This window comes from Micromonospora craniellae, from assembly GCF_014764405.1.
Taxonomy (GTDB): domain Bacteria; phylum Actinomycetota; class Actinomycetes; order Mycobacteriales; family Micromonosporaceae; genus Micromonospora; species Micromonospora craniellae.
On the sequence record NZ_CP061725.1, the window covers coordinates 2564656 to 2579718 of the forward strand.

A 15063-nucleotide genomic window follows, 5' to 3' on the forward strand; every position below is an offset into this window, starting at 1 on the left:
GGAAAGGTAGCAAGCCGCTCAGGGCGACGTCTGCGCCACCGGCTGGGGCCGGTTCTCCCACTTGGTCGACAGGGCGATGCCGGTACGGGTGGAGGCCACCCCGGGTGTCCGGTTCAGCCGTACGATCAGCCGCTCCAACTCGGCGATGGTGCTCACCCGGGCCTTGAGCAGGAAGGATTCGACTCCGGCCATGAAGTAGCAGGACTCGATCTCCGGTATCGCCCGGAACGCTTCCAACACGTCGTCGGTGTCCGCGCCGGAGTCCTCGACGATGCCGATCAGGGCGGTGACGCCCAGCCCGACGGCCTCCGGCTCGACGTCGGCGCGGTACGCCCGGATGACCCCGCCGGACTCCAGCTTTCCGACCCGTTCGTGCACTGCCGGCGCGGATAGACCGACCTGGCGGGCCAGTTCGGCGTACGACAGGCGGGCGTTGCTCCGGAGCAGGTCCACGAGGCTGCGGTCGATGGCGTCCACGGACTGTAGACCCTAGTCGGCGACGGGTGACACCGGGACGCCGGCATCCGTTGGGCATGGCAGTGGGTGACAGTTCGCATACCCAGGGTCCGAAGGGCGTGCCGCCGGCACCATTTACTAACTTCCCACTCAGTGCGTTTTTCGCGTTTGGCGGACAGGCCAGTTCGCTGGTGCTGTAATTGCCATACGTCCCTCATGACGGCTCTGGGCTCGCACCGGCCGGGGGCAGTGTGTTCAGCCGGGGGCTTCGTCGATGCGAGGAGGGGGCTGTGGACACTGGAGATCGCCTGCTGACACCGGGTGAGGTCGCCGCGCTGTTTCGGGTTGACCCGAAGACCGTGACGCGATGGGCGGCAGCGGGCCGGATCGGCAGTATCCGGACTCCAGGAGGGCACCGCCGGTTTCGGGAATCCGAGGTGCGGGCCCTGCTTGAAGGAGAGGGCATGCTGGAAGAGGCGGACGAGATGGGCAGACCGCGCAACAACGGCTCAGCCGCCTCGACCGGCCCAGGTCCGGCCAACGCCGGCATGTACTGAGTGGTGCGGGTCGGGACGCGGACCGGTCGCCGTCAGGTCCGGTCCGCGTTCAACTTCCCCGCCCACCTGTGGAACAGGGTGTGCGTTACACCGAGGGCGTCGAGCACCTTGCCGGCCACGAAGTCCACGAGCTGCGTCGCCGAGGCGGCGGCTCCCGCGCCGTAGAAGCCGGGACTGGCCGGCAGCACCACCGCCCCGGCGTCGTGCAACGCGATCAGATGCTCCAGGTGGCTACGGGTCACCGGGGTCTCCCGGGGCACCACCACGACCCGTCGGCGCTCCTTGAGGTTGACCTCGGCTGCGCGCTGCAACAGATCCTTGGACAGGCCGATGGCGATGCCGGCGCAGGCAGCCGTGCTGGCGGGCACCACCGCCATGCCACGCACCGGGTACGAGCCGCTGCTCGGTCCGGCAGCCAGGTCACCGGCCGTCCAGTGCCGCACGTCCGCGCCGTCGAGGTCGCGGCCGAGCCAGGCGCCCAGGTCGTCGGCCCAGTGCGCGTCCCGGAACGACCTGCCGGTCTCGTCCAGGACGGTCAGCCGGGCGGCCCGGGAGACGATCAGGTCCACCGGCTCACCGGCGTCGAGCAGCCCGCGGACGACTGCGGCCGCGTACGGCGTGCCGGAGGCCCCGGAGACGCCGACCACCCATGGTTCACGCATACCTCAAGCCTGCCTGGTCACCGCCGACGCCGGAGCGGCACCCCCGGGACCTGACCCGATCCGGCGGGACTGCGGCGTTACGCGACCGATGTCCGATCGGAATGCGGGGACCGACGCGACCTGGCATGCTGCCTGGTGCCGCACGGCGATACGGCGCCCCAGGGGAGGATCGGGATGAGCCAGGATGTCCTGCCCTCGCTGCGGGACGCGTGTCCGATCCCATCGCGGCTGTCGCCGTACGCCGACGACGTGCAGGAGTGGTTGATCCACTGGTTGCCGCAGACCGGCCTGACGGTGGACCGCGCAACCGGCCGGCGGTTGGCCGGGGCCCGCTTCGCCCGCTACGCCGGCCGGCTCTACCCGGACGCCAGCGAGCCCGACCTACGCGTACTCACCGCACTGTTCACCTGGTTCTTCCTGGTCGACGACGCCTGCGACAAGCCCGGCCGGTTCAGCCCGGCCGAGATCCGTGGGCTGCGCGACGGCGTGCTGGCGTTGCTGCGCGGACAGGATCGGCCGCAGCACACCGGGCTGGCCGGTCCGTTGCGCCGGCTGCTGGTGACCGCGTGGCGGGAGCCGAGCCGCCGGATGCCGGCCGTCTGGCGGGCACGGTTCGCCGACGCGGTCGCCCACCATCTCGACGGGGCCGGGCAGGAGGCGACCAACAAGGCCGGCGGCCACCGGCCCGGCATCGCCGAGTACGTCGAGCTGCGCCGCGCCACCTCGGCCGCGTACGTGTCGTACCCGCTGGTCGAGTTCGTCACCGGCCGACCGCTGCCCGATGCGATCTACCATCACCCGCTGCTGAGTCGATACCGGGACCTCGGTAACGACCTGCTGTCCTGGTACAACGACATCGCCTCGCTGGACCGCGACGAGGCCACCGCCGGTGGACACAACCTGGTGCTGGCGACGGCCGCCGAACACCGGCTGTCCCGGGCGGCCGCGATCGAGTCGGTGATCCGGCGCTGGCACGAGACGATGCGCGAGTTCGTCGACCAGCGGTCGCGGGTGCCGTCGTTCGGTCCGGCGCTGGACGAGGCCGTCACCGCCCATCTCGACGGGGTGGCCCGGGCCGTCCGCGGCACCATCGACTGGACGCTGGAGAGCACCCGCTACGCGGGTAAGGAAGGGCCCCTTACTAACGCCTCCGGTAGATGAAGGGTCCCTTCCTAACGCCCGGACCCGGCCGGCATCCGGCGTGCGGTCGCACGGTTCAGGGGCGCAGGCCGAGCCGGACGACCAGGTCGAACACGGCGAAGGCGAACAGCGCGATGCCGACGAAGCCGTTGGCGGTGAAGAACGCCCGGTTGACCCGGCTCAGGTCGGTCGGCGTGACCACCAGGTGCTGGTAGCCGAAGGCGACCGCGGTGAGCAGCAGACCGATCCACCAGAGCCAGCCGAAGCCGACCAGCACGCCGAACCATCCGAACAGCGCGAAGGTCACCACGTGCGCCACGGTGGAGGCGTGCAGCGCGAAGCGCAGGCCGTACCGGGCCGGCACGCTGTGCACGCCGATCTCGCGGTCCACCTCGGCGTCCTGGCAGGCGTAGATCAGGTCGAAGCCGCCGATCCACAGGCCGACGGCCGCGCCGAGCAGCCAGGCCGGCCCGGAGCCGGCGAAGGTGCCGGTGACCGCCAGCCAGGCGCCGATCGGCCCGACCGCCTGGGCGACCGCCAGGATGGCGTGCGGCCAGTTGGTGAACCGCTTGCCGTACGGGTAGACCACCAGCGGCACCACGGCCAGCGGCGCGAGCATCAGACAGAGCGGGTTGAGCAGGGCGGCGGCGGCCAGGAAGACCACCAGGGCGACGCCTGCGCCGGTCCAGGCCGTCCGCGGACTCACCGCCCCGGTGACCAGCTCCCGGTTGGCGGTACGCGGGTTCCGCGCGTCGATCCGGCGGTCCAGGATGCGGTTCGCGGCCATCGCGAACGTCCGTGCCCCGACCATCGCCACGGTGATCAGCAGCAGGTCGAGCCACCGCACCCACCCACCGTTGACCTGCATCGCGGTCAACGCCGACAGGTACGCGAACGGCAACGCGAACACCGAGTGCTCGATCGCCACGAGCTTGAGGAAGGACTTCACTCGCCCCGGGCGTTCGGCCGGCTCCACGGCGGCGGTCGCCATCAGATGCCGTACTCCTTCCAACGCTTGTCGACCAGCGAGACGACCTCGGGCGACATGGTCATCTCCTCGGGCCAGCCCCGGGTGTAGCCCTCGGTGGGCAGCTTGCGGGTGGCGTCGATGCCCGCCTTCCCGCCCCAGAACTGCTGGTAGGAGGAGTGGTCCAGGTGGTCCACCGGCCCCTCGGTGAGCAGCAGGTCGCGGGCGTAGTCGACGTTGCCGAAGGCGCGGAAGGCGACCTCGCGGTAGTCGTGCACGTCGCAGTCCTCATCCACAATCACGATCAGCTTGGTCAGCGACATCATGTGCGCGCCCCAGATCGCGTTCATCACCTTCTGGGCGTGCTTCGGGTACCGCTTGCGGATCGACACGATCGCGCAGTTGTGGAAGACCCCGGCGGCCGGCAGATCGTAGTCGACGATGTCCGGGATGAGGAAGCGCAGCAGCGGCGCGAAGATCCGCTCGGTGGCCTTGCCGAGACCGTGGTCCTCCTGCGGCGGCTTCGAGGTGACGATCGTGTGGTAGACCGGGTCCCGCTGCATGGTCATCGCCTCGACGTGCAGCACCGGGAACGGCTCGACCGGGGTGTAGAAGCCGGTGTGGTCGCCGAACGGGCCCTCCGGCAGGCGCTCACCCGGCTCCAGGTAGCCCTCCAGCACCACCTGGGCGTGCGCCGGCACCTGCAACGGCACGGTCAGGCAGTCGACCATCTCCACCCGCTCGCCGCGCAGGAACCCGGCGAACAGGTACTCGTCGATGTCGGCGGGGAGCGGCGCGCTGGACGCGTAGCTGACCACCGGGTCGCAGCCGATGGCGATGGCGACCGGCAGCCGCTGGCCCAGCCGCTCGGCGACGGCGTGGTGTGCGGTGGAGTTCTTGTGGATCTGCCAGTGCACGCCGACGGTGTTGTGGCTGTGCTGCTGGAGGCGGTAGAGCCCGAGGTTGCGCTTGCCGGTCTCCGGGTGCTTGGTGTGGGTCAGCCCGAAGTTGTGGAAGATGCCGCCGTCGCCCGGCCACACCTGGAGCCCCGGCAGGCGGTTCAGGTCGACATCGTCGCCCCGGTAGACCACCTGCTGGCACGGCGCGGTCTTGACCTTCTTGGGCGGCATCGACTTGAGCTGCATCACCTTGCCCAGGCCGCCCATCATGCCGGAGAAGCCCATCGGCAGCTCCGGCTTGAGCATCTCGCCGATCCGGTTGCCGATCTCGTCCAGCGACTCGACGCCGAGCGCCATCGCGGTGCGCTTCTCGGTGCCGAACAGGTTGATCGCCACCGGCATCTCGCCCCGGGTGGGCCGCTCGAAGAGCAGCGCCGGCCCGTCCGCCCGAACGGTCCGCGTGACGACCTCGCTGATCTCCAGCGTCGGGTCGATGGGTACGCCGACACGCCGTAGCTCGCCCGCGCGCTCCAGCGCCGCCAGGAAGTCCTTCAGATCGGTGTACGGAAACCCACGAGCCGCCATGCAGCAAGTCTGTCCTACGCGCCGTCGTCGTGCCCACGCCGGGTACCCGCCCTCGCTGTGGCACGGCCCACCCTCGTTCCGTCCGGAAGGGGCGAGTGTGCTGGTCGAGCCCTTTCGAGCTGATCGCAAAAGCGGCTCGCCACAGGTCACCGCGAATCGGCGAATCTTGCCACCCTTGTGCCGTGCGGGCCGTGCCGACCCGGACACCTTCGGCCTCAGCGTGACCGGCGAGGCCGGCTGGTGGTCGGATCAGCGGCTACGCGTCCCGGCCACCGTCCGCAACGACCTCCGCCACCGCGACGAACCGATCTGACCTCTCCGGCATGGCCAGGGGCGGCCGGTGGTCGATTCGCCCACGGGGCGACGGACGGCAGGTCAGGGACGGCAGGTCAGTGGCGGCGGGCCAGCGCCACGAACGCGCGCCAGGCGGCCGGGCCGAAGATCAGCACCTCGCCGTCACGGTCCTTGCTGTCGCGTACGGCGACCACGCCGGGAAGATTGTCGGCCACCTCGACGCAGTTGCCGCCGTTGGTGCTGCTTCGGGTACTGGTACGCCACCGGGCACCGGTCAGCTCCGCCATGACTCCGCCACCTCCGTCAACAACTCGATCGACTGCCGGGGCGGCAGCGCCTCGCCCTGGATCGCCTCCCAGGACGCCCGGATCGCCAGCACGTCCTCGGTGTCGTCGATGACCTGACCCTTGAGTTGGTCATCCAGGTAGGCGACGTCCTCCCCACCGGGAAGGGTAGCCAGCACGAAGGCCCCGGCGACACCTGGATACGCGCCGACCGAGGCGGGCACCACGTGCAGCCGCACCCGGGGCTGTTCGGTGGCCAGCTTGACCAGGCGGCGCAACTGCTCCCGCATCACCAGCGGGCCGCCGACCGGGCGCCGCAGCACGTGTTCGTCCAGCACCGCGACGAGCTGCGGCGGTCGCTCGCCGGTCAGCACCGCCTGCCGCTCCAGCCGGGCCGATGCCCGCTGCTCCACCTCCTCCGGCAGTAGTCGCCTCCTCACCAGACTGTCCCCATCGGAACCGTCCGGATCCGACCCGAAAGGACGGGCGGAACCGAGGCGAGGCCGTCCGGCACGTCGGCGACGGACGGCCCCGCTTCCACCCACGAGGGAGGCCCGCGTCCGCCCCGGCAAGCCGGAACGCGGCAGCCGGCCCCACGTGACACCCGTGAAGGGAGACGCCGATGAGTTCGGTGCCGCACGTTCACGTACCGCTCCGGCCGCTCTGGCTGTGCCGGGCCTGCGGTATGCCGTGGCCCTGCGCGACCGCCCGGCTCACCCTGCTGGCCGACTACCGGGAGAGCCGCGTCGCCCTGTCGATCTACCTGGCCGGGATGCTGTACGACGCCGTGGACGACCTGTATCGACTCGATCCACACAACGTGCCGAAGCCTGCGTCGCTACACGAACGCTTCCTCGGCTGGGCCGCCCCGCGCACACCCCGTCCGCCCGAGACCTCAGCCCGTTGAGCCCACAACGCGTCGACGATTGAGGCGACAAGCGGCAGCCGGTTCACTCGCCGGAGTAGAGCCGGGCGGCATCGACCAGGACCACGTCCGGCCGGTTGACGGCTAGCTGCCGCAGCTCGTCGGTGAATCCCGCAGCGCTGGCGAGCAACAACCGCGTGTGATCCAGATCGAGACCGGGCCGCCCCCGCAGCAGATCACGTGCCCGGACCAGCCGTTCGAGATCTGAGCGGCCCAGCGTACGACCCCACTTGGCCTCCCCCAGGGCCAGCAACGGCCGTGGGCCGTCACCTGCCGGCAGTTCCCCGAGCGCCACCAGGTCGAGTTCCTGACTCGTCCGGCTCGCCGGGTCGGTCAGCACCGCCGCCTGCACTTCGGCGGCGATGCCACCCAGCGTTTCGGGGGCGACGAAACGCAGCGTCCACTGCCGGACCAACTCCTCGAAGCCGGGGCCCAGCACCGCGCTCGCGTATCGCTGCTGGGATCGGCGCCAGACGTCCGCGCCACGGCGCTGCTCCAGAGCGGTCCATGCGGGACGCATCAGAGCCTGGTAGAAGGTGATCAACGGCTCGGCGATCCGGTACCGGCTTCGCCCGCTACGCAGCGGGTCAGGCTCCCGCACGAGCAGCCCGGCGTCTTCCAGGACCGTCAACGGATGCTGCAAGTCGGTGGCCTTGCGCCCGATGAAACCGGCAATGCCGCCCCGGGTGGCGCTGCCCTCGGCGACCGCCGCCAACACCGAATGGTAGAGCGCGGTGTCGCGCAGATCCGGGTCCTCGGCGAGCAGGTAGCGCGCCTCGCGGAAGAGTGGCCGGGCCGGATTCAGCACGGCGCGCATCACCCAGTCGTCGAAGTCGTCAGGCCCCTCCGGCGCGTCGTCCTGGACGTACTCCCGCCGGTAGGCCGGCGTGCCGCCGACGATGGCGAACACCTGGACGGCGAGTCGCGGGTCGCCGATACCCCAGAACTCCGCTGCGGCGCGGTAGTTCAGCGGCGCGATCGGCAGTTCGAGCCCGGCCCGGCCCCGCAGCGGTGCGGAGCCGGCCAACAAGCCGCCCATGAAGGAGAGCGCCGATCCGCACAGGAGAAGACGGGTACGCGAGCCGGTGCGCTCAGGTCGGCCAGGGGTGAGTGCGTGCTGGATGATCGATGGAAGATCCCGGCTGGTCCTGGCCAGGTAGGGGAACTCGTCGATCACCACGGTGACGGCACGCTCCTTGCCCAAGGCGAGCAGGGCGTCAACGGCATGCTGCCAGTCCGACAGTTGCACCGGGCCCGGGCTGCCGGCGTACCGGCCGAGAGCCTCACCGAGTCGCCGAAGGGACTCGGCCGGAGTCGCCTCGGTCGCCCCGAAGTAGAACCCGCGGGTGGCCTTTGCCAACTCGTACAGAAGCAGGGTCTTGCCCTGGCGGCGGCGCCCGCTGACGACTCCGAGCGTTGCACCTGGGCGAACATCGGTCGCGAAACGGGTCAGCTCGGCCCATTCCGCGTCGCGGTCGAAGATCTCGACAGGCTTCGCCAGCCTCATGGCGGTCCACCAAAATGTAGAACTACAGTTATAAGAAGTGTAGTTCTACATCCTGGGTTCTGTCCTCACAGACCGCCGTATGAGTGCAGGCCCTCGAAGAAGATGTTCACGCCGAAAAGGTTCATCATCACCGTCAGGAAGCCGAGGATGGCCAGCCAGGCGGCCACGTTGCGCTTCACGCTCGGCGTCGCGCGGGCGTGCAGGTACCCGGCGTAGATCACCCAGGAGATGAACGACCAGGTCTCCTTCGGGTCCCAACCCCACGGCCGGCCCCAGGCCGCCTCGGCCCAGATCGCCCCGGCGATCACCGCGAAGGTGAAGAGCGGGAACGCGAAGGCGTGCAGGACGAAGGTGAGCCGCTCCAGGCTGGCCGCCACCGGCAACTTCTTCGCCAGCGTGTACGGGAAGCTGCGCTTGCCGCGTTCGTAGCCGGCCCGCATCAGGTACGTCGCGGCCGGCACCGAGCCGAGCAGGAACAGCCCCGAGGCGAACACCACGGTCGACACGTGCACGATGAACCAGTACGAGTTGAGCGCCGGCACCAGCGGCACGATCGGGGTGTAGAGCACCAACTCGGCGGTGGCCACCAGCAGCACCATGACCAGGGTCAGGAACAGCCCGAGGCGGCGCAGCGACGGCACCTTCCAGAGCACCACCAGCCAGGCGGCGACGCCGATGAACGAGACCGTGAGCACGAACTCGTACATGTTGCCCCAGGGCATCCGCTCGGCGGCGATGCCCCGGGTCACCAGCCCGACCAGGTGCAGGGCCGCGCCCACGCCGGTCAGGGCCACCGCGATCCAACCGGCGAGTGCGGCCTTCCGCGCGGTGCGCTCGGCCGAGGTCCGTCCCCCACCACCACCGGCTGTCCCGCCACCGGCCCCGGCCACGCCGTCGGCCGTACCCGTCGAACCGCCGTCCTCGGCCGCCCCCGTCGCGTTGCCGCTGCCCGCTGCGCCCGTCGCGCCGGAGCCACCGCCGACCGCCGCGCCGACCAGCTCGCGGGCGGGGGTCGCCGCCACCTTGGCCCGCGAGTTGCCGAGTGCGTACTCGACCGCGTGGCTGATCATCGCCAGCAGGTACACCAGGGTGGCGATCGACACCACCTGGTCGGATAGTGCGGACATCACTCGGCTCCTTCTCGGGACCCGGCCCGCTCGTCCGGGTCGGTGGCGGCCTCGCCGGTCCGCCGGTCGTCGCCGATTGCGGCGACCAGTTGGCTGAACTCGGCGGCGAACCCCGGATGTTCGGTCCGGGGCAGGCCAGCCACCTCGACCAAGCTACTACCGTCCGTCGGAGATCCACCCTCGGGGGGCCCGGAACCAGCGAGCCCAGGCCCGGGGGGCCCCGAAACGGCCGGCAGCACCCGGACGAAGATCCGGCGTCGCCGGACGAACAGCGAACCCATCAGCCCGAGCACCAGGCCGATGGAGCTGACCAGCAGCAGCATCGTGCCCGGGTCGTGCCGCACGGACAGCACGATGTAACGCTCGGTGCCGACGAACTCGACCGTGGTGCCGTCGTCAAGCGTCCAGCTCTCGCCCTTGCGCAGCTCCTTGGAGCCGATCTCGGTGAGCCGGCCGTTGCTGATCTGCCGCTGGTCGAGCTGGTAGACCGAGCCGGGGATGCCGCCGTCGAGGCCCAGGTTGCCCCGATAGGCGATCAGGCCGAGCAGCGGGTTCTGCTCCGTCGGGTACTCGGAACGGGTGAACGGGGGCTCCTGCGGCGCGGTCGGCAGGTACAGGCCGGAGAAGGCCATCTGGAGGTTCGGGTTCCGCTCGCCGGTCGCCGGGTCGACGTTGGCGTCCGGGAAGGCCGCCAGGCCCTCACTGGTCAGCCCCATGTCGCCGGTGGTGAGGAACGGCACCGGACTGGTCTGGGACTTGCCGAACCGATCGGTGTAGCGGATCAGCGGCACGTAGCCGTGGCCGAGCAGATAGACGTTCGCCCCGTCGAGACGCAGCGGCGAGTTGACCGAGAACTCGGCCGCCCGGGGCGCACCGCCGTCCTCATCGACCGTGACCTTCGCGTTGAAGAACGAGGGCTGACCGCTCGGCAGGAACTCGGCCTCGAACTCGTCGAGCCGCATGCAGAACCGGGGCAGGTCGTCGCCGACACGCGGGCCGAGCTTCACCTCCGCGTACTGCTGGCGGGTGTTGCAGAAGACGCCGTCCGGGCCGGAGACAAGGAGCCGGTTGCCGTGCCAGCCGTACCAGGAGCCGAGCGCGACACCGACCAGCAGCAGCACCATCGAGGAGTGGAAGATCAGGTTGCCGGTCTCCTTGAGGTAACCCTTCTCGGCGGAGATCTCGTCGCCGCGTACCGCCACCCGCCACCGGCGGCGCCGCAGCGTCTCGGCGATCGCCGCTGCGCCACCGGCGGGCGCCGGCACCACCGCGTGCTGGGGCAGCCGCTCCAGCCGCTTCGGTACGGCCGGCGGCCTGGCCCGCAGCGCCCGGACGTGATCGCGCAGCCGGGGCGTGATGCACCCGATCAGCGAGGTGAACAACAGCAGATAGATCGCCGAGAACCAGACCGAGCTGAACGCCTCGAACGCGCCGATCCGATCCAGCACCGGAGCGAGCTGCGGATTCGCGGTGTAGAAGTCCCGGACGTCCTCCGGGTTGACGCCACGCTGCGGCAGCACCGAACCCGGGATCGCGGCGACCGCGAGCAGGAAGAGCAGCACCAACGCCGTACGCATGCTGGTGAGCTGCCGCCACGAGTTGCGCAGCAGGGCGATCAGCGCGTGGGGGCGGCGCCGGGGTGACTCGGCCGGGGCGGCAGGTCGTTCGTCCACCGCGGTCATCAGATGCTCACCTCGAAATCGCCCACCCCGACGGTCGTCTGCAACCAGATCACGACGTTGGCCCATCCGCCGGTGAGCAGGGCCAGCCCGATCAGGATCAGCAGCACGCCGCCGACCCGGGTGACCCAGCGGCTGTGCCGCCGGATCGTGCGGAAGACCCCGAGCAGGCGGCTGAAGCCGAGCCCGAAGACGATGAACGGTATGCCCAGCCCGAGGCAGTACGCCACGGCGAGCACCACCGCGCGGTCGGTCTGCCCGCTGGTGGTGGCCATGCCGAGCACCGCGGCCAGCGTCGGGCCGGTGCAGGGGACCCAGCTCAGGGCGAACACCGCGCCGAGGACGGGTGCGCCGAGCAGGCCGGCGTTCGGCAGTCGGTTGATCCGGAACTCGCGTTGGAAGCCGGGCAGCACCCCGAGGTAGCCCAGCCCGAGCACCACGATCAGCCCGCCGACGACGATCTCCAACGTCCGCTCGTAGTCGAAGAAGACCCGGCCGATGCTGCTGAACAGGATCGCGGTGGCGGTGAAGACCACGGTGAAGCCGGCGATGAAGAGCAGCGTCCCGGCGAGTACGCGCCCCTTGACCGCCGGACTGACCCGGGTGCGCTCTCGCACCGCCGTACCCCCGCCGGACGTGTTAGGAGGGGACCCCTCCTCTACACCAGGCGTTAGTACGGGGCCCTTCCTTACATCCCGGCCCTCCAGGTCGGCGCCGGCCAGGCCGGTCACGTACGACAGGTAGCCCGGCATCAGGGGCAGTACGCACGGGGAGAGGAAGCTGACCAGCCCGGCCAGCGCCGCCGCGCCCACCGCCAGCAGCAGTGGACCCGAGACGGCGACCTGACCGAACGTCTCGCCCATCAGCGAGGGCCGGACGCCGCGGTCGACTCGGCGGCTATCCGCTCGACGATGGGTTGCAGGCCCTCCTGGCGTACCGCCGCCCGGATCACGGTCGCGATCCGGCCCTCCCGGTCGAGGATCACGGTGGCGGGGATGGTGTTCGGCGGAATGTCCAGGTCGAGGGCGAGGCGGCTGCCCGGGTCGAAGAGGCTCGGGTAGCTGATCCCGTAGCCCTCCTCGAAGGCGATCGCCTTGTCCCGGCTGTCCTGCACGTTGATGCCGAGGAAGGTCACCCCGGAGTCCTTGGTCGCCTGGTAGGTGTTCTCCAGGTCGTCGGCCTCGGCCCGGCACGGCGCGCACCAGGAACCCCAGAAGTTGACCACGACGACCTGGCCCCGCTGCTGCGTCACGTCGTAGGAGCCGCCCTCCAGCAGCTCACCCGCGAGGCGCGGCGCGTCGGAACGCTGGTCCGGGGCACACTCCACGATGCCGCCCACGTTGTCGCAGTCCGCCTCGCGGCCGCCGCCGCTGCACCCGCTCAGCACCGTCGTGGCGGTCACGGCGGCGAGCAGACCCACCGCCCACCTGCGGGTACGCATCTCAGGCTCCCTTGGCGGTCCGCGCGGTCGGCGAGATCGCCACCAGGTGCGCGGCCGGCTCGGAATAGCCGATCCCGACGATCTTGGCATCGTCAAAGTGGAACGTGGTCAGCGAGGCCAGCCCGCACTGCCGGCGGCGCGGGTCGTGCCAGAGCCGCTTACGTTCGACGTGACGACGCAGCGTCCAGATCGGGAGCTGGTGCGACACCAGGACGGCCTCCCGCCCCTCGGCGGCAACCCGGGCGGCGTGCAACGCGGCGAACATCCGCTCGGCGATCACCCGGTACGCCTCGCCCCAGGAGGGGGTCACCGGGTCACGCAGCACCCACCAGTTGCGCGGGTCGCGGAAGGAGCCGTCACCGGGCGAAACCTTCTTGCCCTCGAACCAGTTGGCGCTCTCGATGAGCCGTTCGTCGACCCCGACGGGAAGACCGAACTGGGCGGCGATCGGTTCGGCGGTCTGCTGGGCGCGTTCCAGCGGGCTGGCGACCACGTGCACGACCTCGCGTTCGGCGAGCCCCTGCGCGGCGGCCTTGGCCATCTGGACACCCAGCTCACTGAGGCGGAACCCCGGGAGCCGGCCGTAGAGGATGCCGTCCGGGTTGTACACCTCGCCGTGCCGAAGCACGTGAACCACCGTTTTGCTCACTGCTGTGCCCCCTCTGTTCGCGACTGCGGGGCGCGCAAGACCGGCGCACTCCTCGCGCTCACTGCTACCCCCCTGTTGTCGCTGCCGCCGCATCGGCCGCCACCGGCAGAGCAGCGGCGATCTGTTCCAGGGCGGCGTCGTCGATCGCCGCCGACACGAACCAGGACTCGAACGCGCTCGGCGGCAGGTAGACCCCGGCCGCGAGCATCGCGTGGAAGAACGCCTTGAACGCGGGCACCTGCTGGGTGCGGGCGCTGTCGTAGTCGACCACGTCGGCGTCGGTAAAGAAGATCGAGAACATGTTGCCCGCGTACGACAGCCGGTGCGGGACCCCGGCGGCGGCCAGCGCGTCGGCGGCGAGCTTGCCCACGACGGCGGCGGTGTCGTCCAGCCGGCGGTACAGCGCCTCGTCGGCCAACCGCAGGGTGGTCAGACCGGCCGCGCAGGCCAGCGGGTTACCGGAAAGGGTGCCGGCCTGGTAGACCGGGCCGGCCGGGGCCAATCGCGACATGATCTCCGTGCGCCCGCCGAACGCCGCCGCCGGCAGCCCACCACCCATGACCTTGCCGTACGTCCACAGGTCCGCGTCGACCGGATCGAGGCCGTACCAGCCGGAGCGGGACACCCGGAACCCGGTCATCACCTCGTCGACGATGAGCAGCGCGCCGTGCGCGTGCGCGATCCGCGCCAACTGGCCGTTGAAGTCGTCACGGGGCGCCACCACGCCCATGTTGCCCGGCGCCGCCTCGGTGATCACGGCGGCGATGTGCTCGCCCTCGGCGGCGAACGCCTCCTGCACCGAGGCTAGGTCGTTGTAGGGCAGCACGATGGTCTCGCCGGCCGCCGCGCCGGTGACGCCGGGCGAGTCGGGCAGGCCGAGGGTGGCCACGCCGGACCCGGCCGCCGCCAGCAGCGCGTCCACGTGCCCGTGGTAGCAGCCGGCGAACTTGATGATCTTTGAACGTTCGGTGTATCCACGGGCCAGCCGGATCGCCGACATGGTCGCCTCGGTGCCCGAGTTGACCAGCCTGACCTGCTCGACCGAGGTCCGCGCGACGATCTCGGCGGCCAGGTCGACCTCGCCCGGGGTGGGTGTGCCGAAGCTGGTGCCCTGCGCGGCGGCGGCCTGCACGGCCGCCACCACCTCGGGATGGGCGTGGCCGAGGATCAGCGGGCCCCACGAGCAGACCAGGTCGACGTAGCGTCGCCCGTCCGCGTCGTAGAGCCACGGTCCCTCGCCACGGACCATGAAGCGTGGTGTGCCCCCGACCGCCCGGAAGGCGCGCACGGGGGAGTTCACCCCGCCCGGCACGATGGCGCGGGCGCGGTCGAACAGGGCCTCTGAGGCCGGCGCGTCGACCGGATAGCGGTCGGTTCCGGCGGGAAACACCTCGGTCACGATGCCGCCATTGTGTCAGCGCCCGACGGCGGATCGGCAGGCACCCCGGACCAGGGTTATCCGGCTCACCTACGGCACGCTGGGCGTAGGCGTTCGCCTCGACAGGCCGGGTGCCCGAGATCGCGATAGGCTGGCCCGGTGGATCGTGCCGAACTGTCCATCACCGTACACCGGACTGGCGACGAAGCAGTGCTTCGCCTGACCGGTGAGATCGACATGCTCACGGCCGCCCAGCTGTCGACCATCGTCAACGAAGTGCTCACCGAACCTCCGCCCCGGATCGTGCTCGATCTCGGCGGGGTCACCTTCTGCGACTCGCAGGGGTTGGGGACGCTCGTCGTCCTCAGCCGTAAGGCCAGCCACGCGCAGAGCCTGCTCCTCCTGACCAACGTGGGGGAGTTCCTGCTACGCGTACTGGACATCACGGGCCTCCGCAGCGCCCTGATGATCCGCAACGACGCCCCCACCAGCTGAGCCATCCCGTTTCATCCC

Annotated in this window: 18 protein-coding genes; 5 read left to right on the plus strand and 13 right to left on the minus strand. The window is 70.6% G+C overall.

All coding sequences use genetic code 11. From position 1 onward, the window contains the following. Positions 1-18: 18 nt before the first annotated feature. Positions 19-477 carry an Lrp/AsnC family transcriptional regulator gene (locus tag ID554_RS11400; RefSeq protein WP_117229315.1) on the minus strand — a complete coding sequence of 153 codons (459 nt, stop codon included), beginning with the start codon at positions 475-477 and terminating at the stop codon, positions 19-21. Positions 478-746: 269 nt separating this feature from the next. On the opposite strand from ID554_RS11400, the gene ID554_RS11405 reads away from it, so the two are divergent. Continuing rightward, on the plus strand, positions 747-1013 hold the full coding sequence (locus ID554_RS11405) for a BldC family transcriptional regulator (RefSeq protein ID WP_117229316.1): 267 nt from the start codon (positions 747-749) through the stop codon (positions 1011-1013). 32 nt (positions 1014-1045) lie between these two features. On the opposite strand, the gene ID554_RS11410 is transcribed toward ID554_RS11405, so the two are convergent. Then, positions 1046-1675: a UbiX family flavin prenyltransferase gene (locus ID554_RS11410; protein WP_117229317.1), complete on the minus strand. Its 630-nt coding sequence runs from the start codon at positions 1673-1675 to the stop codon at positions 1046-1048. 174 nt (positions 1676-1849) lie between these two features. Between ID554_RS11410 and ID554_RS11415 the strand changes: the two genes are divergently transcribed. Next, complete coding sequence (locus ID554_RS11415; RefSeq protein ID WP_117229318.1) at positions 1850-2836, plus strand: terpene synthase family protein; 987 nt, start codon at positions 1850-1852, stop codon at positions 2834-2836. A 55-nt stretch (positions 2837-2891) separates the two neighbouring features. Here ID554_RS11415 and mqnP read toward each other — a convergent pair whose 3' ends face one another. Then, on the minus strand, positions 2892-3806 hold the full coding sequence (gene mqnP, locus ID554_RS11420) for a menaquinone biosynthesis prenyltransferase MqnP (RefSeq protein ID WP_117229319.1): 915 nt from the start codon (positions 3804-3806) through the stop codon (positions 2892-2894). Further along, positions 3806-5266 (minus strand): menaquinone biosynthesis decarboxylase, encoded by a 1461-nt coding sequence (locus tag ID554_RS11425; protein WP_117229320.1) that lies wholly within the window; start codon positions 5264-5266, stop codon positions 3806-3808. The genes mqnP and ID554_RS11425 overlap by 1 nt, the downstream gene beginning before the upstream one ends. Before the next feature lie 97 nt (positions 5267-5363). Here ID554_RS11425 and ID554_RS11430 point away from each other — a divergent pair, with 97 nt between their 5' ends. Then, positions 5364-5579: a hypothetical protein gene (locus ID554_RS11430; protein WP_147333510.1), complete on the plus strand. Its 216-nt coding sequence runs from the start codon at positions 5364-5366 to the stop codon at positions 5577-5579. 76 nt (positions 5580-5655) lie between these two features. On the opposite strand, the gene ID554_RS11435 is transcribed toward ID554_RS11430, so the two are convergent. Together ID554_RS11435 and ID554_RS11440 are read right to left on the minus strand one after the other, a co-directional pair. After that, positions 5656-5847: a DUF397 domain-containing protein gene (locus ID554_RS11435; RefSeq protein WP_117229321.1), complete on the minus strand. Its 192-nt coding sequence runs from the start codon at positions 5845-5847 to the stop codon at positions 5656-5658. Further along, complete coding sequence (locus tag ID554_RS11440; RefSeq protein WP_147333511.1) at positions 5835-6284, minus strand: DUF5753 domain-containing protein; 450 nt, start codon at positions 6282-6284, stop codon at positions 5835-5837. The genes ID554_RS11435 and ID554_RS11440 overlap by 13 nt, the downstream gene beginning before the upstream one ends. A 182-nt stretch (positions 6285-6466) precedes the next feature. Here ID554_RS11440 and ID554_RS11445 point away from each other — a divergent pair, with 182 nt between their 5' ends. Then, positions 6467-6751 carry a hypothetical protein gene (locus ID554_RS11445; RefSeq protein ID WP_117229323.1) on the plus strand — a complete coding sequence of 95 codons (285 nt, stop codon included), beginning with the start codon at positions 6467-6469 and terminating at the stop codon, positions 6749-6751. Positions 6752-6794: 43 nt separating this feature from the next. Here ID554_RS11445 and ID554_RS11450 read toward each other — a convergent pair whose 3' ends face one another. From ID554_RS11450 to hemL, 7 genes are all read right to left on the minus strand, one after another. Beyond that, complete coding sequence (locus tag ID554_RS11450; protein WP_117229324.1) at positions 6795-8276, minus strand: AAA family ATPase; 1482 nt, start codon at positions 8274-8276, stop codon at positions 6795-6797. Positions 8277-8341: 65 nt separating this feature from the next. Further along, positions 8342-9403, minus strand: coding sequence for a c-type cytochrome biogenesis protein CcsB (ccsB, locus tag ID554_RS11455; RefSeq protein ID WP_117229325.1), 1062 nt, complete (start codon positions 9401-9403; stop codon positions 8342-8344). Beyond that, on the minus strand, positions 9403-11085 hold the full coding sequence (locus tag ID554_RS11460; RefSeq protein WP_117229326.1) for a cytochrome c biogenesis protein ResB: 1683 nt from the start codon (positions 11083-11085) through the stop codon (positions 9403-9405). The genes ccsB and ID554_RS11460 overlap by 1 nt, the downstream gene beginning before the upstream one ends. Further along, positions 11085-11945 (minus strand): cytochrome c biogenesis CcdA family protein, encoded by an 861-nt coding sequence (locus tag ID554_RS11465; protein ID WP_117229327.1) that lies wholly within the window; start codon positions 11943-11945, stop codon positions 11085-11087. The genes ID554_RS11460 and ID554_RS11465 overlap by 1 nt, the downstream gene beginning before the upstream one ends. Further along, positions 11945-12523 carry a TlpA family protein disulfide reductase gene (locus ID554_RS11470; protein ID WP_117229328.1) on the minus strand — a complete coding sequence of 193 codons (579 nt, stop codon included), beginning with the start codon at positions 12521-12523 and terminating at the stop codon, positions 11945-11947. Before ID554_RS11470 ends, ID554_RS11465 begins: the two co-directional genes overlap by 1 nt. A gap of 1 nt (position 12524) precedes the next feature. Then, complete coding sequence (locus ID554_RS11475) at positions 12525-13172, minus strand: histidine phosphatase family protein (protein WP_117229329.1); 648 nt, start codon at positions 13170-13172, stop codon at positions 12525-12527. 64 nt (positions 13173-13236) lie between these two features. Then, positions 13237-14571 carry a glutamate-1-semialdehyde 2,1-aminomutase gene (gene hemL / locus ID554_RS11480; RefSeq protein ID WP_117229330.1) on the minus strand — a complete coding sequence of 445 codons (1335 nt, stop codon included), beginning with the start codon at positions 14569-14571 and terminating at the stop codon, positions 13237-13239. Positions 14572-14709: 138 nt separating this feature from the next. Here hemL and ID554_RS11485 point away from each other — a divergent pair, with 138 nt between their 5' ends. Then, a complete protein-coding gene (locus ID554_RS11485) occupies positions 14710-15045 on the plus strand; it encodes an STAS domain-containing protein (RefSeq protein ID WP_117229331.1) in 336 nt (111 codons plus the stop codon). Positions 15046-15063 lie beyond the last annotated feature (18 nt).

Excerpts from the sequence above, each read along its gene's own strand:
- ID554_RS11410 (WP_117229317.1), bottom strand. The coding sequence starts at position 1,675 with ATGCGTGAACCATGGGTGGTCGGCGTCTCCGGGGCCTCCGGCACGCCG.
- ID554_RS11415 (WP_117229318.1), top strand. The coding sequence starts at position 1,850 with ATGAGCCAGGATGTCCTGCCCTCGCTGCGGGACGCGTGTCCGATCCCA.
- mqnP (WP_117229319.1), bottom strand. The coding sequence starts at position 3,806 with ATGGCGACCGCCGCCGTGGAGCCGGCCGAACGCCCGGGGCGAGTGAAG.
- ID554_RS11425 (WP_117229320.1), bottom strand. The coding sequence starts at position 5,266 with ATGGCGGCTCGTGGGTTTCCGTACACCGATCTGAAGGACTTCCTGGCG.
- ID554_RS11435 (WP_117229321.1), bottom strand. The coding sequence starts at position 5,847 with ATGGCGGAGCTGACCGGTGCCCGGTGGCGTACCAGTACCCGAAGCAGC.
- ID554_RS11445 (WP_117229323.1), top strand. The coding sequence starts at position 6,467 with ATGAGTTCGGTGCCGCACGTTCACGTACCGCTCCGGCCGCTCTGGCTG.
- ID554_RS11450 (WP_117229324.1), bottom strand. The coding sequence starts at position 8,276 with ATGAGGCTGGCGAAGCCTGTCGAGATCTTCGACCGCGACGCGGAATGG.
- ccsB (WP_117229325.1), bottom strand. The coding sequence starts at position 9,403 with ATGTCCGCACTATCCGACCAGGTGGTGTCGATCGCCACCCTGGTGTAC.
- ID554_RS11460 (WP_117229326.1), bottom strand. The coding sequence starts at position 11,085 with ATGACCGCGGTGGACGAACGACCTGCCGCCCCGGCCGAGTCACCCCGG.
- ID554_RS11465 (WP_117229327.1), bottom strand. The coding sequence starts at position 11,945 with ATGGGCGAGACGTTCGGTCAGGTCGCCGTCTCGGGTCCACTGCTGCTG.
- ID554_RS11470 (WP_117229328.1), bottom strand. The coding sequence starts at position 12,523 with ATGCGTACCCGCAGGTGGGCGGTGGGTCTGCTCGCCGCCGTGACCGCC.